At 72.2% G+C, this 23,704-nt stretch carries 18 protein-coding genes; 14 read left to right on the top strand and 4 right to left on the bottom strand.

Translation table 11 applies throughout. From position 1 onward, the window contains the following. Positions 1-161 precede the first annotated feature (161 nt). From ACY0MR_RS10135 to ACY0MR_RS10115, 5 genes are all read left to right on the top strand, one after another. Positions 162-1,727 (top strand): diaminobutyrate--2-oxoglutarate transaminase family protein, encoded by a 1,566-nt coding sequence (locus tag ACY0MR_RS10135; protein WP_473560390.1) that lies wholly within the window; start codon positions 162-164, stop codon positions 1,725-1,727. A gap of 547 nt (positions 1,728-2,274) precedes the next feature. Next, positions 2,275-4,248, top strand: a complete 1,974-nt coding sequence (locus tag ACY0MR_RS10130) for an IucA/IucC family protein (protein ID WP_473561758.1) — start codon at positions 2,275-2,277, stop codon at positions 4,246-4,248. 218 nt (positions 4,249-4,466) lie between these two features. After that, positions 4,467-5,153 (top strand): GNAT family N-acetyltransferase, encoded by a 687-nt coding sequence (locus tag ACY0MR_RS10125; protein WP_388806856.1) that lies wholly within the window; start codon positions 4,467-4,469, stop codon positions 5,151-5,153. A 232-nt stretch (positions 5,154-5,385) separates the two neighbouring features. Continuing rightward, positions 5,386-7,167 (top strand): IucA/IucC family protein, encoded by a 1,782-nt coding sequence (locus ACY0MR_RS10120; protein ID WP_473561756.1) that lies wholly within the window; start codon positions 5,386-5,388, stop codon positions 7,165-7,167. 50 nt (positions 7,168-7,217) lie between these two features. Continuing rightward, positions 7,218-9,191, top strand: a complete 1,974-nt coding sequence (locus ACY0MR_RS10115; protein ID WP_388806854.1) for an ATP-dependent DNA helicase — start codon at positions 7,218-7,220, stop codon at positions 9,189-9,191. 106 nt (positions 9,192-9,297) lie between these two features. Here the strand turns inward: ACY0MR_RS10115 and lexA are convergent, their stop codons facing one another. Beyond that, a complete protein-coding gene (gene lexA, locus ACY0MR_RS10110) occupies positions 9,298-10,086 on the bottom strand; it encodes a transcriptional repressor LexA (protein ID WP_361846449.1) in 789 nt (262 codons plus the stop codon). Positions 10,087-10,519: 433 nt separating this feature from the next. Here lexA and nrdR point away from each other — a divergent pair, with 433 nt between their 5' ends. Both nrdR and ACY0MR_RS10100 read left to right on the top strand, forming a co-directional pair. Then, the gene (gene nrdR, locus ACY0MR_RS10105; protein ID WP_473560387.1) at positions 10,520-11,029 is read left to right on the top strand and encodes a transcriptional regulator NrdR; all 510 of its coding nucleotides are present in this window, start codon (positions 10,520-10,522) and stop codon (positions 11,027-11,029) included. A gap of 170 nt (positions 11,030-11,199) precedes the next feature. After that, entirely contained in the window at positions 11,200-14,088 is a 2,889-nt protein-coding gene (locus ACY0MR_RS10100; RefSeq protein WP_473560385.1) for a vitamin B12-dependent ribonucleotide reductase, read from the top strand. Positions 14,089-14,182: 94 nt separating this feature from the next. Here ACY0MR_RS10100 and ACY0MR_RS10095 read toward each other — a convergent pair whose 3' ends face one another. Then, positions 14,183-14,713, bottom strand: coding sequence for a TerD family protein (locus ACY0MR_RS10095; RefSeq protein ID WP_388806850.1), 531 nt, complete (start codon positions 14,711-14,713; stop codon positions 14,183-14,185). 301 nt (positions 14,714-15,014) lie between these two features. Between ACY0MR_RS10095 and ACY0MR_RS10090 the strand changes: the two genes are divergently transcribed. Continuing rightward, positions 15,015-15,620, top strand: a complete 606-nt coding sequence (locus tag ACY0MR_RS10090) for a YdbC family protein (RefSeq protein WP_361846441.1) — start codon at positions 15,015-15,017, stop codon at positions 15,618-15,620. A 138-nt stretch (positions 15,621-15,758) separates the two neighbouring features. On the opposite strand, the gene ACY0MR_RS10085 is transcribed toward ACY0MR_RS10090, so the two are convergent. Beyond that, entirely contained in the window at positions 15,759-16,343 is a 585-nt protein-coding gene (locus tag ACY0MR_RS10085; protein ID WP_473561754.1) for a TetR/AcrR family transcriptional regulator, read from the bottom strand. A 137-nt stretch (positions 16,344-16,480) separates the two neighbouring features. Between ACY0MR_RS10085 and ACY0MR_RS10080 the strand changes: the two genes are divergently transcribed. The 3 genes from ACY0MR_RS10080 to ACY0MR_RS10070 are packed head-to-tail and all read left to right on the top strand — an operon-like array spanning position 16,481 to position 19,705. Next, entirely contained in the window at positions 16,481-18,091 is a 1,611-nt protein-coding gene (locus ACY0MR_RS10080; RefSeq protein ID WP_473560382.1) for an ABC-F family ATP-binding cassette domain-containing protein, read from the top strand. Positions 18,092-18,124: 33 nt separating this feature from the next. Then, entirely contained in the window at positions 18,125-18,784 is a 660-nt protein-coding gene (locus tag ACY0MR_RS10075; protein ID WP_473560380.1) for a histidine phosphatase family protein, read from the top strand. Positions 18,785-18,796: 12 nt separating this feature from the next. Further along, a complete protein-coding gene (locus ACY0MR_RS10070; protein WP_388806847.1) occupies positions 18,797-19,705 on the top strand; it encodes an ADP-ribosylglycohydrolase family protein in 909 nt (302 codons plus the stop codon). An 82-nt stretch (positions 19,706-19,787) separates the two neighbouring features. Here ACY0MR_RS10070 and ACY0MR_RS10065 read toward each other — a convergent pair whose 3' ends face one another. Next, a complete protein-coding gene (locus ACY0MR_RS10065; RefSeq protein ID WP_473560378.1) occupies positions 19,788-21,341 on the bottom strand; it encodes an MFS transporter in 1,554 nt (517 codons plus the stop codon). Between the two features lie 133 nt (positions 21,342-21,474). Here ACY0MR_RS10065 and ACY0MR_RS10060 point away from each other — a divergent pair, with 133 nt between their 5' ends. The 3 genes from ACY0MR_RS10060 to ACY0MR_RS10050 all read left to right on the top strand — a co-directional run bounded on the left by ACY0MR_RS10060 (position 21,475) and on the right by ACY0MR_RS10050 (position 23,686). Beyond that, positions 21,475-22,092: a TetR/AcrR family transcriptional regulator gene (locus tag ACY0MR_RS10060; protein ID WP_473560376.1), complete on the top strand. Its 618-nt coding sequence runs from the start codon at positions 21,475-21,477 to the stop codon at positions 22,090-22,092. 126 nt (positions 22,093-22,218) lie between these two features. Then, positions 22,219-22,929 carry a ribonuclease HII gene (locus ACY0MR_RS10055; protein ID WP_392865094.1) on the top strand — a complete coding sequence of 237 codons (711 nt, stop codon included), beginning with the start codon at positions 22,219-22,221 and terminating at the stop codon, positions 22,927-22,929. Positions 22,930-23,047: 118 nt separating this feature from the next. Further along, complete coding sequence (locus ACY0MR_RS10050) at positions 23,048-23,686, top strand: hypothetical protein (RefSeq protein ID WP_388806839.1); 639 nt, start codon at positions 23,048-23,050, stop codon at positions 23,684-23,686. The last annotated feature ends 18 nt before the right edge of the window (positions 23,687-23,704 follow it).

Here is a 23,704-nt window from a genome sequence, read left to right as displayed (position 1 = left end):
TCCGGGACACGCCAAGTTCTTGCCTCGGGCCCGTGATCCCGGGCAGTTCCCGTCGTTGGTACGTACGGGGGACACAACGGTGGCGTTCGGGGCAGCCCTTGCGGCGGCTCCGCGACGTCCCGATGTGCAACGCAACTGTTACAGCGGGAGGACAGCGAGCCGTGGCCGTGACCGAATCAGCTCCGGCCGTCCCACCGGCCGGGGGGACGCAGAACCGGACGTCCGACGGGCCGGTCCCCGGCGCGCCCGACGAGGCCGCCCCGAGGACGTGCGTCCCGACGGGGCGCACCCCCCGGGCCCCGGGCCCGGCCGACCGGAAGCCCCCCGCCCGGGGCGCCTCGGAACCCGGCGGTGCCGGCTACGAGGGCATCCTGCGCCGCCAGTCCCTGCGGGAGTCGTCGGCCCGTACGTACGCGCGCTCCCTCCCCATCGTCCCCGTACGGGCCAGGGGACTGACCATCGAGGGCGCCGACGGCCGCCGCTACCTGGACTGCCTGTCGGGCGCCGGGACGCTCGCCCTCGGCCACAACCACCCCGTGGTCCTGGAGGCCGTCAAGAAGGTCCTCGACTCCGGGGCCCCGCTCCACGTCCTCGACCTCGCCACCCCCGTCAAGGACGCCTTCACCTCCGAACTGTTCGCCACCCTGCCGGGCGAACTCGCCGACAACGCCCGCATCCAGTTCTGCGGACCGGCCGGAACGGACGCCGTGGAGGCGGCCCTCAAACTGGTCCGCACCGCCACCGGCCGCAGCGGACTCCTCGCCTTCACCGGCGCCTACCACGGCATGACCTCCGGCGCCCTCGACGCCTCCGGCGGCGCGACCGACATCCGCGTCACGAGGCTGCCCTACCCGCACTCCTACCGCTGCCCCTACGGCGTCGGCGGCGCCCGAGGCGCCCAACTCGCCGCCCGCTGGACCGAGAACCTCCTCGACGACCCCAAGAGCGGAGTCACCACCCCCGCCGGAATGATCCTCGAAGCCGTCCAGGGCGAGGGCGGCGTCATCCCGGCGCCCGACGACTGGATGCGCCGCATGCGCCGCATCACCGCCGACCGGTCCATCCCCCTCGTCGTCGACGAGGTCCAGACCGGCGTGGGCCGCACCGGCGCCTTCTGGGCCGTCGAACACAGCGGCGTCGTGCCCGACGTGATGGTCCTCTCCAAGGCCATCGGCGGCTCCCTCCCCCTCGCCGTCATCGTCTACCGCTCCGAACTCGACGCCTGGGAGCCCGGCGCCCACGCGGGCACCTTCCGCGGCAACCAGCTCGCCATGGCCGCGGGCACCGCCACCCTGGCGTACGTCCGCGAGAACAAGCTCGCGGAGCGCGCCGGCGTCCTCGGCGCCCGGATCCTCGGGCAGCTCCGCGGCCTCGCCGCCGACCACCCCTGCATCGGCGACGTCCGCGGCCGGGGCCTCATGATCGGCGTCGAACTCGTCGACCCCGACGCCGCGGGACCCGAGGACACCGTCCCGCCCGCCGCCCCCGCCCTGGCCCTCGCCGTCCAGCAGGAGTGCCTCGCCCGGGGCCTCATCGTCGAACTCGGCGGCCGCCACTCCGCCGTGGTCCGGCTCCTGCCGCCGCTCACCCTCACCGACGAGCAGGCCACCGCCGTCCTGGACCGCTTCGCCGACGCCCTGGCCGCCGCCGAACGGGCCCACACCCCCCAGCCGCCCGCCGCTCGCCGGCCTCCGGCTCCCCGTACCGCCCCCGGGCCCTCCCACTGACCGGGCCGTCCCAGCCCCCGCCCCCCAAGGAAGCCCCGTGAACGCCACACCCCCCTCCCCAGCGCCCGAGACCGCTGTCCCCCTCGCCGTCGACCGCCTCACCTCCCAGATCCTCACCTCCACGGCACCCCACCCCCCGGCCCTACCCACGGAGTCCCCCACCGCCACGACGGAACCCGGTAGCGCGATCCCCGGCGCCGCTACGGACGCCGGCACGGCGGCCCCCAGCACCTCGGCCCCCGGCGCAGCGGCCCTCGGTGCCTCGGCCCCCGGCGCAGCGGCCCCCGTCACGGCGGGTCCGGGCGCCGCGGGTACGGGTGCAGCGGGCTCGGGTGCCGCGGGACCCGACGGCTTCCCCGGTACCGGGCTGCCGGTCACCGCGGCCCCCGGCACCAGCCCCGCAGCCGGCCTCCCGGGCACCGCGGATCTGAGTGCCGGTCTCCCCGGCACCGCGGGTTCGAGCAGCGGCCTCTCCCGCACGCCGACCTCTGGCATCGCGGGTTCGCGCGACGACCTCCCTGGCGCCGCAGGTCCGCGCGCCGGTGGCCTGCCCGGTACGCCGGCCCCCGGCACCGCGGCCCACGCCCATGGCCACCCGGGTGATGCCGCGTCCGCACCCGCCACTGTCCGCCCCGGCGACCCCACGGTCCCGCGCCAGCACGTCGGCCCGTACGACCCCCGTCCGCACCGAACCTCCGCGGGTCCCGATCCGCTGAACGCCGCGGACACCCAACCGCACCGCTCGGCCGTCGCCGTGGACCCGGAGCCCGCTCCGGCCCCGGGCCGCCACCACCCGGCCGGCGCCGACCTCCTGGACGACCCGGACCCGCAACGCGCCGCCGACGCGGCCGCCGTCGAGAACCTCCTCCGCTGCTGGGTCCGTGAGAAGAACCTCCCGGCCCCCGGATCCACCACCCTCCGCATCCCGCTCGACGCCAGCGGCACCGCCCTCCTCGTCCCCGTCCGCTACTGGTCGCCCACCGGCTGGCACCGCTTCGGCGCTCCCGCCCTCGAAGGCCTCCCCGCCACGGCACCCACCGTGGACGCCGTGACCGTGGCCGCCCTGCTCAGCCGCGAGACCGGCCGCCCCGAGGGCACCGAACTCGTCGGCAGGGTCGCCGACTCGGCCCGCCGCACCGCCGACTTCCTCGCCGAGCGCCGCCGCTCGCCGCAGCCGCACCCGGACGCCGACCTCTTCCTCGCCGCCGAACAGGCCCTGCTCCTCGGCCACCCCCTCCACCCCACGCCCAAGAGCCGCGAAGGCCTCTCCGACGCAGAGGCCCGGCTCTACTCACCCGAACTGCACGGCTCCTTCCCCCTCCACTGGCTCGCCGTCGACTCCTCCCTCCTCGCCTCCGACTCCGGCTGGACCGAGCAAGGCCGCCCCGTCACCGCCGAGCAGCTCGCCATCGGCCTCGCCGAAGGACTCCCGCTCCCCGCCGGGACCGCGCCCCTGCCCGTACACCCCTGGCAGGCCCGGGAACTCCTGCACCGCCCCGACATCCGCGCCCTCGTCGACGCCGGACTCCTCCACGACCTCGGTCTCCACGGCAGCCCGTGGCACCCCACCTCCTCCGTCCGCACCGTGCACCGCCCCGGCGCCCGCGCCATGCTCAAGCTCTCCCTCGGCCTCCGCATCACCAACTCGCGCCGCGAGAACCTCCGCAAGGAACTCCACCGCGGCGTCGAGGTCCACCGACTGCTCCGCACCGGCCTGGTCGACGAATGGCAGGCCGCCCATCCGGGCTTCGACATCGTCCGCGACCCCGCGTGGCTCGCCGTCGACACCCCGGACGGCGCCCCCGTCCCGGGCCTCGACCTGATGATCCGGCACAACCCCTTCGGCCCCGGCGACGACGCCGTCTGCATCGCCTCCCTCACCGCCCCCCGGCCCTGGCCGGGCACCGGCGCCATGCGCTCCCGGCTCGCCGACGTCATCAGCCGCCTCGTCACCCGCACCGGCCGCCCCACCACGGCCGTCGCCACCGAATGGTTCCTCCGCTACCTCGACCAGGTCATCCGCCCCGTCCTCTGGCTCGACGGCCACGCCGGCATCGCCCTGGAGGCCCACCAGCAGAACACCCTGGTGATCCTCGACCCCGAAGGCTGGCCGGTCGGCGGCCGCTACCGCGACAACCAGGGCTACTACTTCCGCGAGTCCCACCGCGGCGAGCTGGAGAGCCGCCTCCCCGGCATCGGAGCCGAGAGCGACACCTTCGTCTCCGACCAGGTCACCGACGAGCGCTTCGCCTACTACCTCGGCATCAACAACGTCCTGGGTCTGATCGGCGCTTTCGGCGCCCAGCACCTCGCCGACGAGCGCGTGCTCCTCGCCGCCTTCCGCAGCTTCCTCACCTCCGCGACCAGCCTCGGCTCCCCCCTGCCGCACCGCCTCCTTGAGGCTGCCACCCTCCGCAGCAAGGCCAACCTCCTCACCCGCCTCCACGGACTCGACGAACTCGTCGGACCCGTCGACACCCAGTCCGTCTACGTCACCGTCACCAACCCCCTCCGTCCCTAGCCCGTCGCCCTCCGTTCCCGCCGACCCGCGCCGCCCGACACCGCACCTCGCCGCGCCGTCGGGGCCACGAGTACCTCCCGTACCCGAGAGCCCCTCCGCCCCGCGACGCACGGCACCGGACGACGCGGGCCGTCACCGGCGGGCCCGGAAGGAGTCGCCCCGGCCCACCCACGGCCAGCACACGCCCGACCGCCCACCGCCGAGAGGAGCGCGACACCGTGTCACCCACCCGCCCACCGGCCGACCCACCAGGTGACGACACCCTCGACCTGAGGCTCGACGAACTCGTCACCCTCCTCGAAGGCGGCCACATGGACGCCGAGATCCTCGACGGCGACCTGCTGGACTCCGTCGCCTCATGGAACCCCGCCCCCACGTCCGCCGGCGTCTTCCAACTCGTCCCCGTACTGCTCGCACGCGACCTGCCGCTCATCACCCGGTGGATGAACGACCCGGCCGTCTCCGCCTTCTGGGAACTCGCCGGACCCGAGGGCGTGACCGCCGAGCACATTCGCGCCCAACTCGAAGGCGACGGCCGCAGCGTCCCCTGCCTCGGAGTGCTCGACGCCACGCCCATGAGCTACTTCGAGATCTACCGGGCGGACCTCGACCCGCTCGCAAGGCACTACCCGGCGCGTCCCCACGACACGGGTATCCATCTGCTGGTCGGAGGCGTCGGCGACCGCGGCCGCGGCGTCGGCAGCACCCTGCTGCGCGCCGTCGCCGATCTCGTCCTCGACCACCGTCCCCGCTGCACCCGCGTCGTCGCCGAACCCGACATCCGCAACACCCCCTCCGTCTCCGCGTTCCTCACCGGCGGCTTCCGCTTCGCGGCGGAAGTCGACCTCCCCGACAAACGAGCGGCGCTCATGATCCGTGACCGCGCCCTCCGTCACGTTCTGTGAACAACCCTCTGCCTTCTATACACCGCCCGACCCACAGCGGTTCCCACTCCGAGGAGTCCTCGTGTCGACGTCCCCTGCACCCCACGACTCCGCACAACCCCGCCCCTCCGCACCGCCCAACCCTTCCGGGGCCGTTCCCGCCCCTTCCGCACCGCCCAGCCCCTCCGAGGCCGTCCCCGGCACTTCCCGCGCCGTTCCCCACCCCTCCGCCCCACCCGCGCCGCCGACGGACCTGCGCGCACTTCCCGCGCCCCCGGACCTGCTCGCCCCGCCCGAGCTGACCGCCGCCGCCTGGACCCGGGCCTCCTCCCGGCTCCTCGCCAAGGCCCTCGCCGAGTTCGCCTACGAGGAGATCGTCGAACCCGTACCGGTGGCGGACGACCCGGGCCTGCACACCCTGCGGCTCGACGACGGCACCACCCTCGCCTTCCGCGCCCGCCGAGGCGCCTACGGCAGCTGGTACGTCGCCGCCGACTCGATCACCCACGACGGCCGGCCCATGACCGACGCCCTCGACTTCCTGGTGCGCGCCCGCCACCTCCTCCAGCTCGACGGCGCCACCCTCGGGCACCTCATCCGCGAACTCTCCGCGACCCTCGCCGCCGACGCCCGCCTCGACCACACCGCCCTGCCCGCCGCCCGGCTCGCCGACCTCTCGTACGCGGAGCTCGAAGGGCACCAGACCGGTCACCCCTGGCTCGTCCTCAACAAGGGCCGCATCGGCTTCTCCGCCACCGACGCCGCCCGCTGGACCCCCGAGGCCCGCAGTGCCACCCGGCTCCCGTGGATCGCCGTCAGCAACCGCCTCGCCGCCTACCGGGGCGTGGCCGGACTCGGCACCCCCGACCGCCTCTACGCCCAGGAACTCGACCCCGAGGTCCACGCCGCCTTCCGCGCCGAACTGACCGCCCGCGGACACGAACCCGACGGCTACCTCCTGCTCCCCGTCCACCCCTGGCAGTGGGACGAGATCCTGCTCCCCCTCTACGCCCCCGCCGTCGCCGCCGGAACCGTCGTCCCGCTGTCCGCGGACGCCGACCTCCGCCTGCCGCAGCAGTCGGTGCGCACCTTCCTCAACATCAGCCGTCCCGAGCGGCACACCGTCAAACTCCCGCTGTCCGTGCTCAACACCCTGGTCTGGCGGGGCCTGCCGACCGAGCGCACGCTCGCCGCCCCGGCCGTCACCGCCTGGGTCCACGGCCTCCGCGACGCCGATCCGTACCTCCGGGACGAGTGCGGGGTGGTCCTCCTCGGCGAGGTCGCCTCCGTCACCGTCGAGCACCCGCTGTACGACCGGCTGCCCGAAGTCCCGTACCAGTACAAGGAACTCCTCGGCGCGATCTGGCGCGAGCCGCTGCGCCTGCCGCCGGGCGAGCGGGCCCGCACCCTCGCCTCCCTGCTGCACACGGACCCCGACGGGCGGGCCTTCGCCGCCGAACTCGTCGAGCGCTCCGGACTCGCGCCGGCCGTCTGGCTCCAGCGCCTCCTCGCCGCGCTGCTCCCCCCGCTGCTGCACTTCCTCTACCGCTACGGCACCGTCTTCTCCCCACACGGCGAGAACGCCATCGTGGTCTACGACGGGGAGGACGTCCCGGTACGTCTGGCGATCAAGGACTTCGTCGACGACGTGAACATCAGCGCCCACCCGCTCCCCGAGCACGACACCCTGCCCGACGACGTGCGCGCCGTCCTCCTCACCGAGGAGCCCGACTTCCTCGTCCAGTTCATCCATTCGGGGCTCTTCGTCGGCGTCTTCCGCTACCTCGCGCCGCTCTGCGAGGAGCAACTCGACGTCCCGGAGGAGGAATTCTGGGCCCTGGTCCGCGCCGAGATCCTCCGCCACCAGGCGCGCTTCCCTGAGCTGAAGGAACGGTTCGAGCTCTTCGACCTCCTCACGCCCCGAATCGAGCGACTCTGCCTCAACCGCAACCGTCTGCACCTGGACGGCTACCGCGACCGCCCGGAGCGGCCCCACGCGGCCGTCCACGGGACCGTTCCCAACCCGCTCGCGTGACGCGCGCGCGTGCCCGGGCTGTCAGTGGTGCCCCGTAGGGTGGAGGGGCTATGACGAAGCCATCCCTCCCCGAGCTCCTCCACGCCGCCGTGACCGCCGTCGGCGGCACGGAGCGGCCCGGCCAGGTCACCATGGCCGAGGCCGTGGCCGAGGCCATCGACGACAATTCCCACCTCCTCGTCCAGGCCGGTACCGGCACCGGAAAGTCGCTCGGCTACCTGGTGCCGGCACTGGCCCAGGGCGAGCGGGTGGTGGTGGCCACGGCCACCCTGGCGCTCCAGCGCCAGCTCGTCGAGCGCGACCTTCCGCGCACGGTCGACGCGCTCCATCCGCAGCTGCGCCGCCGCCCCCAGTTCGCCATGCTCAAGGGCCGGTCGAACTACCTCTGCCTGCACCGGCTCCACGAAGGAGTCCCGCAGGACGAGGAGGACGGGCTCTTCGACCCGTTCGAGGCGGCCGCGCCCACCAGCAAGCTGGGCCAGGACCTGATGCGCCTCCGGGACTGGTCGGACGAGACGGAGACCGGCGACCGGGACGACCTGACGCCCGGCGTCTCCGACAAGGCCTGGGCGCAGGTCTCGGTCTCCTCCCGGGAATGCCTCGGGGCCACCAAGTGCGCGTACGGCCCGGAGTGCTTCGCCGAGTCGGCCCGCGAGCGGGCCAAGCTCGCCGACGTGGTCGTCACCAACCACGCCCTCCTCGCGATCGACGCCATCGAGGGCGCCCCGGTGCTCCCGCAGCACGAGGTGCTGATCGTCGACGAGGCCCACGAGCTCGTCTCCCGGGTCACCGGGGTCGCCACCGGCGAGCTCACCCCGGGGCAGGTCAACCGTGCGGTGCGCCGGTCCGCGAAGCTGGTCGACGAGAAGATCGCCGACCAGCTGCAGACCGCCGCCGAGGGCTTCGAGCGGGTCATGGAGCTGGCCCTGCCGGGGCGCCTGGAGGAGATCCCGGAGGACCTCGCGTACGCCCTGATGGCGCTCCGGGACGCAGCCCGCGCGGTGATCACCGCCCTGGGTTCCACCCGGGACCGGTCGGTCCAGGACGAGGACGCCGTGCGCCGGCAGGCCATGGCCTCGGTGGAGACCGTCCACGGTGTGGCGGAGCGCATCACGCACGGCTCGGAGTACGACGTCGTCTGGTACGAGCGCCACGACCGCTTCGGCGCGTCGGTGCGGGTCGCGCCGCTCACCGTGTCGGGCCTTCTGAGGGAGAAGCTGTTCACGGAGCGGTCGGTGGTCCTGGCCTCTGCGACGCTCAAACTGGGTGGCGACTTCAACGGCGTGGGCGCGTCCCTGGGTCTCGCCCCGGAGGGCACCACGGGCGACGACCTGCCCGTCTGGAAGGGCATCGACGTCGGCTCCCCGTTCGACTATCCCCGGCAGGGCATCCTCTACGTCGCCAAGCACCTGTCCCGCCCCGCGCGGGATGGCGACCGGGGCGACATGCTGGACGAGCTGACCGAGCTGATGCAGTCGGCCGGCGGGCGCACCCTCGGCCTGTTCTCCTCGATGCGGGCGGCCCAGCAGGCGGCGGAGGAGCTGCGGGTCCGCGTCCCCGAGCTGCCGATCCTGCTCCAGGGAGAGGACACCCTGGGCGAGTTGATCAAGAACTTCGCCGCCGATCCGAAGACCTGTCTGTTCGGCACGCTGTCGCTCTGGCAGGGCGTGGACGTCCCGGGGGCCAGCTGTCAGCTGGTCGTCATGGACAAGATCCCGTTCCCGCGCCCGGACGACCCGCTGATGAGCGCCCGGCAGAAGGCCGTGGAGGAGGCCGGGGGCAACGGTTTCATGGCGGTCGCGGCGACCCACGCCGCCCTGCTCATGGCGCAGGGCGCCGGCCGTCTCGTCCGGGCGACGGGGGACCGGGGTGTCGTGGCGGTTCTCGATCCGCGGCTGGCCACGGCCCGGTACGGCAGCTATCTGAAGGCCTCGCTGCCCGACTTCTGGTACACGACCGACCGCAACCAGGTGCGGAAGTCGCTGGCGGCCATCGACGCCGCGTCGAAGGCGGCGGAGGCCTGAGGCCCACCCTGTCCGAGCCCCGGCGCACCGGGGCTCGGACAGGACACGGCAGGGCCCCGGGACCGGCGCAGTGGGTCCCGGGGCCCGGTCAGAGCCGGCGAGGTCGTCAGACCCGCCGGAGCACCGCCACCACCTTGCCGAGGATGGTCGCCTCGTCGCCGGGGATCGGCTGGTACGCCGCGTTGTGCGGGAGCAGCCAGACGTGGCCGTCCTCGCGCTTGAATCGCTTGACCGTGGCCTCGCCGTCCAGCATGGCCGCGACGATGTCGCCGTTCTCCGCGACCGGCTGGCGGCGGACGGTGACCCAGTCCCCGTCACAGATGGCGGCCTCGATCATGGAGTCGCCGACGACCTTGAGGACGAAGAGCTCGCCGTCACCGACGAGCTGCCGGGGGAGGGGGAAGACGTCCTCGACCGACTCCTCGGCCAGGATCGGGCCACCGGCCGCGATCCGGCCGACCAGCGGCACGTAGGACGCGGCGGGCTTGCCCGTGGTGTCCGTCGGCTGGGTGCTCGGCTGGTCGGAGCCGCGTACCTCGTACGCGCGGGGACGGTGCGGGTCCCGGCGGAGGAAGCCCTTGCGCTCGAGCGCCATGAGCTGGTGCGCCACGGAGGACGTGCTGGACAGGCCGACGGCCTGGCCGATCTCGCGCATCGACGGCGGGTAGCCGCGCCGCTGGACCGAGTCGCGGATGACTTCGATGACCCTGCGCTGCCGGTCCGTGAGGCCGGAGCTGTCGGCCCGGATGCCTGGAGGTCGCCCGGGGAGGGCGCGGGCGGGGCGCCCGGGGTCCTCGCCGTTCATGCTTGCGTCGTTCATGGCGTGCACCGGCTCGAGTCGGCCCTGGGAGCGGTCCTGGGCGGTGATGGTGGCACTGTCTGCGGTGGTGGTCACGTCGTCGGCCCCTCTCGAATGGTCTCCCTGGCTGGCACAACGGTAGTGGCTTTCGAAAGGTTGCGCCAAACACACGTTCGAGTGAAAATTCGCAGATTGCCTTACGCGTGTACGCATGCGGGTGTATGGGCACTCATGCGCGACCGTCCCGGAGCGGCGTTGCGGTAGCGTTCGCGGCTGTCGCCGCGCGCGGTGCGCCCTTTCAGTGTCGCACCCGGAGGGGCCGAATCGCGGGAGCGGGCGCCCCGCGACACGCGGAAGGCCCCGAATCGCCTACAACCCAAGATCTAGTGGTTGGATGGCACCGGCCACCCAGGGGTAGTGGTCCCCCGTCTGCCGGGGGTGCCCGCATCGCCTATGCTGGTGGTCGCTTCGAACGGCCTTGACAGCCGTGCGGGGTTCACCAGTCGTGCCGTGAGGGAGGGTCGGAACCATGCACTGCCCCTTCTGCAGGCACCCCGACAGCCGAGTCGTCGACAGTCGCACCACCGACGACGGGACGTCGATCCGGCGTCGTCGCCAGTGCCCCGACTGCTCCCGTCGTTTCACGACGGTGGAGACGTGCTCGCTCATGGTGGTGAAGCGGTCCGGTGTCACCGAGCCCTTCAGTCGTACCAAGGTCATCTCCGGCGTGCGCAAGGCGTGCCAGGGGCGACCGGTCACCGAGGACGCCCTCGCCAAGCTCGGCCAGCGGGTCGAGGAGGCGGTGCGCGCCACCGGGAGCGCCGAGCTGACCACCCACGACGTGGGTCTGGCCATCCTCGGCCCGTTGCAGGAGCTCGACCTCGTCGCCTACCTGCGCTTCGCGTCCGTGTACAAGGCTTTCGACAGCCTCGAAGACTTCGAGGCCGCCATCGCGGAACTCCGCGTGCGGCCCTCCGTCGAGAACAGCGGGACCGGTGCGACCCCCGAGGTCCCCGTTCCCGCCACCGCCGCCGACTGACCGGCGGTCCGGGCCCCGTGCCCGGCGACCGGCCGCGTCGAGCGGCCCCGCAGACGTGCCCCGAGCGACCCCGTGACGCTCGTGGCAGCAGTACAGAACGACGTACAGAAGACGGTGCCCTGGGATTATCTGGGCGCCAAAGTGTGTTTTGCCCGTATATGGGAGGCGGCATGACAGAGACGGCGAGCGGTCCGGCACGTGGTTCTCGTTCCAAGGGGACGAAGGCCACGAGCAAGGGACTGCGCATCGAGCGCATCCACACCACCCCCGGCGTGCACCCGTACGACGAGGTGGCGTGGGAGCGTCGTGACGTCGTCATGACCAACTGGCGCGACGGCTCGATCAACTTCGAGCAGCGTGGCGTCGAGTTCCCCGACTTCTGGTCGGTGAACGCGGTCAACATCGTCACCAGCAAGTACTTCCGCGGGGCCGTCGGCACCCCGCAGCGCGAGACCGGTCTCAAGCAGCTCATCGACCGGATCGTGAAGACGTACACGAAGGCCGGCGAGGACTACGGCTACTTCTCCTCGCCCGCCGACGCCGAGATCTTCGAGCACGAGCTGGCCTACGCCCTCCTGCACCAGATCTTCAGCTTCAACTCGCCGGTCTGGTTCAACGTCGGCACGCCCCAGCCCCAGCAGGTCTCCGCCTGCTTCATCCTCGCCGTCGACGACTCCATGGAGTCCATCCTCGACTGGTACAAGGAAGAGGGCATGATCTTCAAGGGCGGCTCCGGCGCCGGCCTGAACCTCTCCCGCATCCGCTCCTCCAAGGAGCTGCTCTCCTCCGGCGGCAACGCCTCCGGCCCGGTCTCGTTCATGCGCGGCGCCGACGCCTCCGCCGGAACGATCAAGTCGGGCGGCGCGACCCGCCGCGCGGCCAAGATGGTCATCCTCGACGTCGACCACCCCGACATCGAGGACTTCATCGAGACCAAGGTCAAGGAGGAGGAGAAGATCCGCGCGCTGCGCGACGCGGGCTTCGACATGGACCTGGGCGGCGACGACATCACGTCCGTCCAGTACCAGAACGCCAACAACTCCGTCCGCGTGAACGACACGTTCATGAAGGCCGTCGAGTCCGGCGGGAAGTTCGGCCTCACCTCCCGGATGACCGGCGAGGTCATCGAGGAGGTCGACGCCAAGTCGCTCTTCCGCAAGATGGCCGAGGCCGCGTGGGCCTGCGCCGACCCGGGCATCCAGTACGACGACACGATCAACCACTGGCACACCTGCCCCGAGTCCGGCCGCATCAACGGCTCGAACCCGTGCAGCGAGTACATGCACCTGGACAACACGTCCTGCAACCTCGCCTCGCTGAACCTGATGAAGTTCCTCAAGGACGACGACAAGGGCAACCAGTCCTTCGAGGTCGAGCGCTTCGCCAAGGTCGTCGAGCTCGTCATCACCGCGATGGACATCTCCATCTGCTTCGCCGACTTCCCCACCGAGAAGATCGGCGAGAACACCCGCGCCTACCGCCAGCTCGGCATCGGCTACGCCAACCTCGGCGCCCTGCTGATGGCGACCGGTCACGCCTACGACTCCGACGGCGGCCGCGCCCTCGCCGGTGCCATCACCTCCCTGATGACCGGCACCTCGTACAAGCGCTCCGCCGAGCTCGCCGCGGTCGTCGGCGCGTACGACGGCTACGCCCTCAACGCCGAGCCGCACCAGCGCGTCATGCAGCAGCACGCCGACGAGAACACCAAGGCCGTCCGCATGGACGACCTGGACTCGCCGATCTGGGCCGCGGCCACGGAGGCCTGGCAGGACGTGATCCGCCTCGGCGCCAAGAACGGCTTCCGCAACGCCCAGGCGTCGGTCATCGCCCCGACCGGCACCATCGGTCTCGCGATGTCCTGCGACACCACCGGCCTCGAGCCCGACCTCGCCCTGGTCAAGTTCAAGAAGCTCGTCGGCGGCGGCTCGATGCAGATCGTCAACGGCACCGTCCCGCAGGCCCTGCGCCGCCTGGGCTACCAGGAGGAGCAGATCGAGGCGATCGTCGCCCACATCGCCGAGCACGGCAACGTGATCGACGCCCCCGGCCTCAAGACCGAGCACTACGAGGTCTTCGACTGCGCCATGGGCGAGCGCTCCATCTCCGCGATGGGCCACGTCCGCATGATGGCCGCCATCCAGCCGTGGATCTCGGGCGCCCTCTCCAAGACCGTGAACCTGCCGGAGACGGCCACGGTCGAGGACGTCGAGGAGGTCTACTTCGAGGCCTGGAAGATGGGCGTCAAGGCGCTCGCCATCTACCGCGACAACTGCAAGGTCGGCCAGCCCCTCTCCGCCAAGAAGAAGGAGGAGGAGAAGGAAGAGGTCACCGCGAAGACCGAGGCGACGATCCGCGAGGCCGTCGAGAAGGTCGTCGAGTACCGTCCAGTCCGCAAGCGTCTGCCCAAGGGCCGCCCGGGGATCACCACCTCCTTCACCGTCGGTGGCGCCGAGGGCTACATGACCGCCAACTCCTACCCGGACGACGGTCTCGGCGAGGTCTTCCTCAAGATGTCCAAGCAGGGCTCGACGCTCGCGGGCATGATGGACGCCTTCTCCATCGCCGTCTCCGTCGGCCTCCAGTACGGCGTTCCGCTGGAGACCTACGTCTCGAAGTTCACCAACATGCGCTTCGAGCCGGCCGGCATGACGGACGACCCGGACGTGCGGATGGCGCAGTCGATCGTCGACTACATCTTCCGCCGCCTGGCGCTCGACTTCCTGCCCTTCGAGACCCGCTCCGCCCTCGGCATCCACTCCGCCGAGGAGCGTCAGCGCCACCTCGACACCGGCTCGTACGAGCAGGCCGAGGACGTCGACGTCGAGGCCCTGGCCCAGTCGGCCCCCCGCGCCCAGGAGCTGAAGGCCGTCGCGGCCCCGGCCCCGAAGATCGAGGTCCCGGCCCCGAAGCAGGCGCACACCTCGGCCGAGCTCGTCGAGATGCAACTCGGCATCAGCGCCGACGCCCCGCTCTGCTTCTCCTGCGGGACGAAGATGCAGCGCGCCGGCTCCTGCTACATCTGCGAGGGCTGCGGCTCGACCAGCGGCTGCAGCTGACATCGTCCAGCTGACCAGTGAAGGGGACCGGTCTCGTGCCGGTCCCCTTCGCCGTACCCGGACCGGGGAGGTTCCGACCGGGGAGGTCCCGACCTCAGGGGCGTGCGGAGCCGAGGACCGCGCCGAACGCCTGGGGATCGGCGTCGAAGCCGTGGCTGATCGGGCGGTACGTCCAGCCGTCGGGGCCCTCTCTGGTGAACTCCACGACCGTCGCCGAGAGGGCGTCCGGTACGTCCGCGAAGTCATGGAGCAGCAGGTCCGTGTAGCCCTCGCGGACCCGTACGCCCGTGTTCGCCACGTCGCCGAAGGACCGCCGCCCGCCGCCCTGCTGTATCGCCACGCCCACCACCACGCGCGTGTACCGCGGTGCCAGCCGGTCGAGTTCCAGGGTCATGGCCTCGTCGTAGCCGAATCCCTGACCCGTGCGGCTGTCCCGGTGGAGGGTGATCGTGCCGTCGGGGGAGCGGCTCCCGAAGTGCACCAGCTGCACCGGCGTCCCGTGGGTGTCCTCCGCGTCGAAGACACCGGCGACGATGTCCAGGTCGTGGGCCGGTGCGCCGCTCGGGGCAGGGTCCCACTTGAGCGTCACCTCGACGCGGCCCACCCCTTTGTTGAGTCCGCTCATGGTGCTTCCCCTCTCCGCGCACGCCCCCGCGCACGCCTCGCGTCGTCCCGCCGACCCCTTCATCTGCCCGTGGTCGCCGACGGGTTGCTCATGGTGTCACGGTGCTCCGACAGAGAGCCCGGGGGTCGAGGAGGCGAATGGTTCGTGCAGCGATGTGGAGCCGGATCTCGATGCATCAATGGCTCGATTCAAACGTGCGGGCGAGCGGGGCAGGAGGACGCGCGCCGATCGGCGGCGAGTGCGCCCCGTGGGAGGCTGACGAGGCCTGCCGGGGCGGTCGTCCGCGCCGTACGATGGCGCGGTGCTGGTCAAGTGGATTCGCTGCACCGTCACGGACCGTCGAGGGTTCGAGCGGGGGCAGCGGAAATGGGCGGGGCTGCTCGGTGAGCCGGGGTTCCGGGGGCAGGGCGGCGGTTGGAGCCGATCTCGGCCGGACGTCGCCCATGTCTTCGGGTTCTGGGAGAGCCGCGCCTTCTACGACTCCTTCATGGCGCGCTCGCACGATCGCCTGGCGGCGACGCAGGCGGGCACCTTCAAGGACAGCCAGGTCAAGCTGTTCGACCACCGCTTCGACGTGAAGACCGGGTTCGAGCCGCGGTTCGCCGACGCGGACGTGGCCAGGGTCGCGCACTGCCGGGTCCACGAGGACCGCGCCGAGCACTTCGCGCTGATGCAGGAGAAGGTGTGGAACCCGGCGATGGCGGGGTCTCCCGGGATGCTGCGGGGGCTGTTCGGCGAGGCGCCCGGCAGCGAGTTCCTGGTGTTGTCGATGTGGCAGTCCGCCGCGGAGCACGGGAAGTACCGGGTGGAGCGGATCGAGCGGCTCGGGCTCCGGGCGAGGACCGACGCCGATGTGGCGGCGCTGGCCGGGGACGTGGTGCAGCTCGAACCGGCCTGGACGGTCTGAACGGGACCGGGCTCTGCGCGAGCCCGGCTCGCACGGCCCCGCGCTTGTCCGCCCCTGTCGTCGTGGGGCCGTGCTGGGCACCTTTCCACGGGCGCGGCCGGGTGACCGCGGGGTGCCGGAAGCACGGGGGAACAGGGGTTACGCGGGCGCGTAGGCGCCGGCTTCGACGCCGGCCAGAACCGTGCGCGCCGCCTGGTCCGCGAGCGCGCCGTCGATCGGTTCGCGGGTGACGAAGAGCCGCAGGAACAGGGGCGCGGAGACCGCCCGGACGACGGCGCCCGCGTCGGTCTCGCGAGGTGCCTCGCCGCGGTCGACGGCCCGGCCGACGACGACCTCGCAGCGGCGGAACCGCTCGGTGTAGAAGGCGTGCAGGGCCTGCGCCGCCCGCGGGGACTGGAACGCGGCCCCGACGAACGCCGTGGGGGCCGCCGCGACGTCCGGATCGCCGAACGCGTCGACGACCTCGTGCGCGAGTGCGTGCAGATCCCCGGCGAGGGTGCCGGTGTCCGGCGGTGTCCAGGAGTCCTCGTTCGCCAGCTCCAGCGCGTCCGCCAGGAGGCCCTCGACGCTGCCCCAGCGTCGGTAGAGCGTCGTCTTGTGGACTCCCGAGTGCTCCGCCACGTACTCCACGGTCAGTGCGGGGTAGCCGTGCTCGGACAGGCCGGTCAGGACGGCGTCGCGGACGGCCGCCCGGGTGCGGGCCGTACGGCCGCCGGGGCGCATGCTGCCCGGCGCCGGGGTCGGGCGGTCCTCGATCGAGTCGTTCAATTGCTACTCCCGTTGCGTTAGGTGATCGAGTGTGCCACACTCGCCTTAATGCGATCCAGGTTGCATTTGACTCTCGACCGTAGGAGGCGCCGTTGCCCACTCAGATCTCCCTGCACGACGTCGTCGTCTCCCGTGGCGACCGACTGCTCCTCGACCAGGTCTCGCTCTCTGTGCGCCCCGGGGAGCGGATCGGGATCGTCGGGGAGAACGGCGCGGGGAAGTCGACCCTTCTCCGGCTCCTCGCCGGGGTGGACCAGCCGGACGAGGGCGGCGTCGTCACCGTCGCCGACGGCGGTCTGCGCATGCTGGCCCAGACCCCCGAGCTGCCGGCCGGCTCCACCGTCGGCGACGCCATCGACGCCGCCCTCGCCGAGCTCCGCGCCGTGGAGCGGCGGCTGCGGGAACTCGAAAGCCGGCTCGACGCGGCTGACGCGACCGAGCTCGACGCGTACGGCGAGCTCCTCACCGCCTACGAAGTGAGAGGCGGCTACGAGGCGGACGCCCGGGTCGACAAGGCGCTGTACGGACTCGGCCTCGCGGGGACCGGCCGTGAGCGGACTCTCGGCAGCCTCTCCGGCGGCGAGCTGGCCCGGCTCGGCATCGCCTGCGCGGTCGCCGCGGGGCCGGAGGTGCTCCTGCTCGACGAACCCACCAACCACCTCGACGCGCACGGGCTCGTCTGGCTGGAACAGGCCCTCGTGGCGCACCGCGGGACGGTCGTGGCCGTCTCCCACGACCGGACCTTCCTGGAGCGGGTCACCACCGCGATCGTCGAGGTCGACGCCGACCGGCGTGCGCTCGCACGGTACGGGGACGGATACGCCGGCTACCGCACGGCGCGGGCTGCCGCGCGGCGGCGGTGGGAGCAGGACTACGAGGAATGGTGCGAGGAGACGGCGCGGCTGGAGGCGTACGCCACGACCACGGCCCACGGAGTCGCACCGGGGAGGGAGATGAGGGACAACAACAAGATGGCCTTCGACCGGGCGGCGGGAAGAGTCCAGGCCTCCGTCTCGGGCCGGGTCCGCAACGCCCGGGAGAGGCTGAGACGCCTCCGCGAGGAGCCCGTTCCCCCGCCGCCCGCACCGCTCTCCTTCTCCGCGCGCCCCCGGACGGACGGAGCGGAGGGAGCACTCGTCACCCTGACCGGAGTGCGGGTCGCGGACCGCCTCCGCGTGGACGCCCTCACCGTCCGTGCCGGGCAGCGGCTGCTGGTCCACGGCGACAACGGCGCGGGCAAGTCGACACTGCTGCGGGTCATGGCGGGGGCGGACGACCCCGACGCGGGAGTCGTCCACCGCGCCGGACGCGTCGGATACCTGGCCCAGGAGATCGCCGTCCGCCGTCCGGACGAGCGGCTGCTGACCTGCTTCGGCCGAGGCCTCGCCCTCGCCGAGGACGAGCGGGCGGAACTGCTCCTCTCGTACGGACTGTTCCGGGCGGGCGACCTCGACGTACCGGTCGGCGCCCTCTCCGCCGGCCAGCTCCGCCGGCTGGCCCTCGCCCGACTCCTGGCACGGCCCGCCGACCTGCTCCTGCTCGACGAGCCGGCCAACCACCTGGCCCCCGGGCTCGTGGAGGAGCTGGAGCAGGCCCTGGAGCAGTGGACGGGAGCCCTGGTCGTCGTCTCGCACGACCGCGCGCTGCGCCACCGCTTCACCGGGCACATACGCCGGATGGACTCCGGACGCCTCCTCGGTTGAGCCTGCCCGGGAGCGGCGATCTAGGGTCGGGGTATGGCACGACCGCGGCGCATCGTCCTCGTACGGCACGGAGAGTCCGAGGGCAATGTCGATGACACGGTGTACGAACGGGAGCCCGATCACGCCCTGCGGCTCACGGAGACCGGATGGCGACAGGCGGAGGAGACGGGGGAGCGGCTGCGGGAACTCTTCGGGGACGAGGCGGTCAGCGTCTACGTCTCGCCCTACCGGCGCACCCACGAGACGCTCCGGGCCTTCCGGCTGCCCCCGGAGCAGGTCCGGGTCCGGGAGGAGCCCCGGCTCCGGGAGCAGGACTGGGGCAACTGGCAGGAGCGGGAGGACGTACGTCTGCAGAAGGCCTACCGGGACGCGTACGGGCACTTCTTCTACCGCTTCGCCCAGGGCGAGTCGGGGGCGGACGTCTACGACCGGGTCGGCGCCTTCCTGGAGAGCCTCTACCGCAGCTTCGAGGCGCCCGACCACCCGCCGAACGTCCTGATCGTCACCCACGGGCTGACCATGCGGCTGTTCTGCATGCGCTGGTTCCACTGGACCGTCGCGGACTTCGAGTCGCTGTCGAACCCCGGCAACGCCGAGACCCGCATCCTCACGCTCGACGCGGACGGGCGATACCGTCTGGACAGGCCGTTCGAACGCTGGCGCACCCCGGAACCGTACGGCCCCACCGGATAGAGTGGCAGACCGATGACCGCTGACTCCTCATTCGACCGGCGCTTCGACCGCGCCCTGGCCAGCCTGCGCGGGCTGTCCGTGGGAGACGCCCTGGGCTCCCAGTTCTTCGTACCCGCCAACTATCCCCTGCTGAAGCGGCGCGAGCTGCCCGACGGCCCCTGGCAGTGGACCGACGACACCGAGATGGCCTGCTCCGTCCTGGCCGTCCTCGCCCGCCACGAACGGATCGACCAGGACGCCCTGGCCATGTCGTTCGCCCGGCACCACGACTTCGACCGGGGCTACGGACCCGCGGTCAACCGCATGCTCCGGCTGATCCGGGAGGGCGGCGACTGGCGGGAGCTGGCCGCCGCGCTCTTCCAGGGGCAGGGCTCCTGGGGCAACGGCGCAGCAATGCGGATCGCGCCCCTCGGCGCCTGGTACGCGGACGACCCGGAGCAGGCGACGCATCAGGCCGAGATCTCCGCCTACACGACCCACCAGCACCGTGAGGCCGTGGTGGGCGCCATGGCCGTCGCCGCGGCGGCAGCCCTGGCCGCGGACCCGGCCGGACCGCCCACACCGGAGGCGCTGCTCGACGGGGTCGTCGCCCTGGTGCCCCGCAGCGCCGTCGGCGCGGGCCTGCGCCGGGCGCGCGACATGCTCGACTACGGCGACGCCGGAACGGTCGCCGCCGTCCTGGGCAGCGGCCGGCGCACCAGCGCGCACGACACGGTTCCCTTCGCGCTCTGGTCGGCCGCCCGCGGTCTCGGTGACTTCGAGCGGGTGTTCTGGACGACCGCCCAGGTCGGTGGCGACGTCGACACGACCTGCGCCATCGCCGGCGGCGTGGTGGCCGCGGCGACCACCGGCGCGCCGCCGGCGGAGTGGCTGCGCCAGACCGAGGACCTGCCGGAGTGGGCTTCGGTCCACACGGCCTGAGCTGAGACGGCACGACGGCCCTGGAACCTCGCGCGCGAGGTTCCAGGGCCGTCGGTGCGTCGTCAGCTCACCGGTCGCGTCGTCACGCCACCGGACCCGCGGCCTCCGCCCGGCCGCTGAGCGCCTCCAGGTCGCTCTTGCGGACCCTGATCACCAGCACGGCCGTCACCAGCGCGATCAGCACCATGACGACGGCGGCGGTGAAGGCCGAGGAGATGCCGGAGGTCAGCACCTCGTGGCCCCAGGGCGCGGGCAGCTCCTTCGTCTTCATCGCCTCGGCCTGCTGCTCGGGCGTCGCCTTCGCGAGGAAGTCCGGCAGCTGCCTCTCGCCCTCCTCGCGGCTCGCCGTTCCGAAGATCGTGACGAGGATGGAGAGGCCCAGCGAACCGCCGACCTGCTGGGTGGCGTTGAGCAGGCCAGACGCGGCCCCCGCCTCGTGCTGCGCCACTCCGGAGACGGCCGTGAGGGTGAGCGTCACGAAGTTGAGGCCCATGCCGAAGCCGAAGAGGATCATCGGCCCGAGGACGCCGCTCGCGTAACTGCTCTCCGAGGTGATGAAGGTCAGCCAGAACAGACCCGTTCCGGTGATCGCCGCACCGCTCACCATGAACGGCTTGGGGCCGATCACCGGCAGCAACCGCTGGGCGAGGCCCGCACCGGCGCCGATCGCGAAGGTCACGGGAAGGAAGGCGAGTCCGGACTGGATCGGGCTGTACCCCAGGACGTTCTGCACCCACAGCACGATGAAGAAGAACATGCCGAACATGGCGGCCGCCAGGCTCAGCATGATGACGTACGTGCCCGAGCGGTTGCGGTCCGCGAACATGCGGAGCGGGGTGATCGGTTCCTTCGCGCGGGACTCCACCACCGCGAAGGAGACGAGCAGGACGACCGCCGACACGAAGGACCCGATGGTGAGCGAGTCCTTCCACCCCTCCTCGGACGCCCGGATGAAGCCGTAGACCAGCGCCGCCATGCCGAGAGTCGAGGTCGCGGCGCCCGCGATGTCGAACCGGCCGGGGTGCCGCTCGGACTCGGCGATGTAGCGCGGGGCCAGGAAGGCGATCAGGAGGCCGATCGGCACGTTCACGAAGAGGACCCAGCGCCAGTCCAGCCACTCCGTGAGCAGGCCGCCGGCCAGCAGGCCGATTGCGCCGCCACCGGCGGAGACGGCGGCGAACACGCCGAACGCCCGGTTGCGTTCCGGCCCTTCGGGGAAGGTCGTGGTGATCAGCGCGAGCGAGGTGGGCGAGGCGATGGCACCGCCGACGCCCTGCAGCGCCCGCGCGGCGAGCAGGTGCCAGGGCTCCTGGGCGAAGCCGCCGAGCAGCGAGGCGAAGGTGAAGAGCAGGATGCCGGCCATGAACACCCGGCGGCGTCCCAGGATGTCTCCGGCCCGTCCCCCGAGGAGGAGCAGACCGCCGAAGGTGAGCGTGTAGGCGCTGAGCACCCACGACAGGTCGGTGGTCGAGAAGGACAGCGCGTCCTGGATGTGCGGCAGGGCGATGTTCACGATGGTGGCGTCGAGCACGACCATCAGCTGGCAGGCGGCGATGACCGTCAAGGCGATACCCGGCCGTCCTCCGGCGCGAGCTGGTCCGTCCTTGGTCTGTGTGTCGACCGGAGAAGTTGTCACTATGGATCCCCCACGGAAGAATTAGTGAACGCACCCGTTCACTGTTCATCACGGTAGTGAGTCCCCCCGAGTGAACGCAACCGTTCACTCGGCACCGCCGACGACATGACACCGTCTCAACGGAGAGATCCTGATGGTTACTTCGCGCTCCGCGGCCGCCACTCGGCCGGAGAGGGTGACACTGCGACGTCGCGGCCCCGTACTCGAGCGGGCCATTCTGGAAGCCGCGCTGGAGCAGCTGGGCAGCGTCGGCTGGAACGGCCTGACGATGGAGGGTGTCGCGGTCGGCGCTCAGACGGGCAAAGCCGCGGTGTACCGCCGGTGGCCCTCGAAGGAAGACCTCGTCGCGGACGCGCTCCAGGCCGGTCTTCCCGCCCTCGACGAAGCGCCGGATCTCGGCGACGTGCGCGAGGAGCTGTACGAGCTGTGCCGCCGTGTCCGCGACGTCATGTACTCCAAGCCCGGCTTCGCGCTGCGAGCAGTTCTTCACGAATGCGATGCGGAGGCCGCCGAACGGTTCCACGGCCTGATCGTGACGGGGGTCGTCGAGCCCTCCGCCCGGCTCTTCCGTGAGGTACTACGCCGCGGAATCGCCAGGGGTGAGGTGCGAGCGGACGCGAACAACGACCTCGTCGTCGATGTCGTCCCCGCGATGATGATGTACCGATCGAAAGTGTGCGCGAGCGAATGGACGGATGTCGAGATCGCCGATCTGATCGACCGGATCATGGTGCCGCTCCTGCGCGCCTGACCCGGACGGGCGGCCTCCGAGGGGCGGACGGCACGGGCCCGCGGCAGCTCGGAGCCGGCCCCTCGGGCGCCAGACGGGAATCCGGGTATCGCACTCGGCGCCGGGCGGCGTAACCTGTCAGGCGCCATGCCGTATGAACCACCCACCCACACCGTCGAGCGATCGCTCCGAGCCACCACCGGAGCCAAGATCGTTGCCGGAGTCGACGAGGTCGGACGCGGGGCGTGGGCCGGCCCCGTCACCGTGTGCGCCGCCGTCACCGGACTGCGCCGGGCGCCCGAAGGGCTCACCGACTCCAAACTGCTCACCCCCAAGCGCCGCACCGTGCTCGCCGCGGAGCTGGAGCGCTGGGTCACGGCGTACGCCCTGGGCGACGCCTCTCCGCAGGAGATAGACGAGCTCGGGATGACCGCCGCCCTGCGCCTCGCGGCCGTCCGGGCCCTGGAAGGTCTGCCCGTCCGGCCCGACGCGGTGATCCTCGACGGCAAGCACGACTACCTCGGCAGCCCCTGGCAGGTCCGCACGGTGATCAAGGGCGACCAGTCCTGCATCGCCGTGGCCGCCGCCTCCGTCATCGCCAAGGTCCGGCGCGACACCGTCATGGCGCAGATGTGCGTGGACGCCGAGGAGTACGCGGCATACGCCTTCGACGCCAACGCGGGCTACCCTTCCCCGGTCCACAAAGCAGCGCTCGAAGAGCTGGGGCCCACCCCGCACCACCGTCTCTCCTGGTCGTACCTGGACGCCATGCCCAGGTGGCGCCACCTCAAAAAGGTCCGCCTCTCCGCTGAGGCGGTCGCGCTGGAGAGCGGGGGCCAACTCGGCTTCGACTTCTGAACTTCCGGTCACGGAACCGCGGCCCCGTCCCAGGGGCCGGGTCCTCCGCGCGGCCGGGGTGCACATGTGTGCCCACCCGCCGGTGCCCCGCGCAGCGGCGTTTGATAGACATCCACCCATGCCTCTCATCCCCGAGGAGCCTCAGATTCACGAGAGCGCCCAGGGTCCCCGCGCCACCGCGGCCGCCGGCCGCCCCGCGTCGACCCCCCGTCCCGTACCCGGCCCGCGTACCGCGGCCTCACCGCGTCCCGGACGCCCCGTTCCCGGCCCCGCCAGGCCCGCGGCGCCGGCACCTCGCCCGCACCCCGGTGCCGGGCCCTCTCCGGCGAACACCGCGGAGAATCGTTCCGATCAGCGATCCACCCCCCAGCTCCAGCTGATCCCGGCCCCCGCCGACGGCGCGCTCGACGCCGCCGAGGAGGCACTGGACCTGCTCCTGGAGAGCGGGCGGGCGCCGGGCGAGGTCCTGGTGCTCACCACCGGCGACCCGCACCCGTGGGCCGCGCACGAGATGACCTTCGGCGAGGCCGCCTACTGGGCCCAGCAGGACAGTGGTGACGACGTGTTCTTCGCGCCCGCCGCCGCCGTGGAGCGGGCGACCTCCCGCCCCGTGGTGATCGTCGCCATGAACGGCGGGGACGACCGGACGGCCGCCGAGGCGCTGCCGTCCGCCATGGCCCGCGCCGGAGTCCTGCTCGTCGTCTGCGGCGACCCGCAGCGCGTCACGACGCTCCTCGGAGCGGGCGCCGGAGTCTGATCGACCGCCCCTCCGCCG

The sequence above is a fragment of the Streptomyces sp. JN8 genome (genome assembly GCF_055808075.1).
Note: the sequence above shows the minus strand (reverse complement) of the source record. Positions and strands in the feature narration are given on the sequence as shown.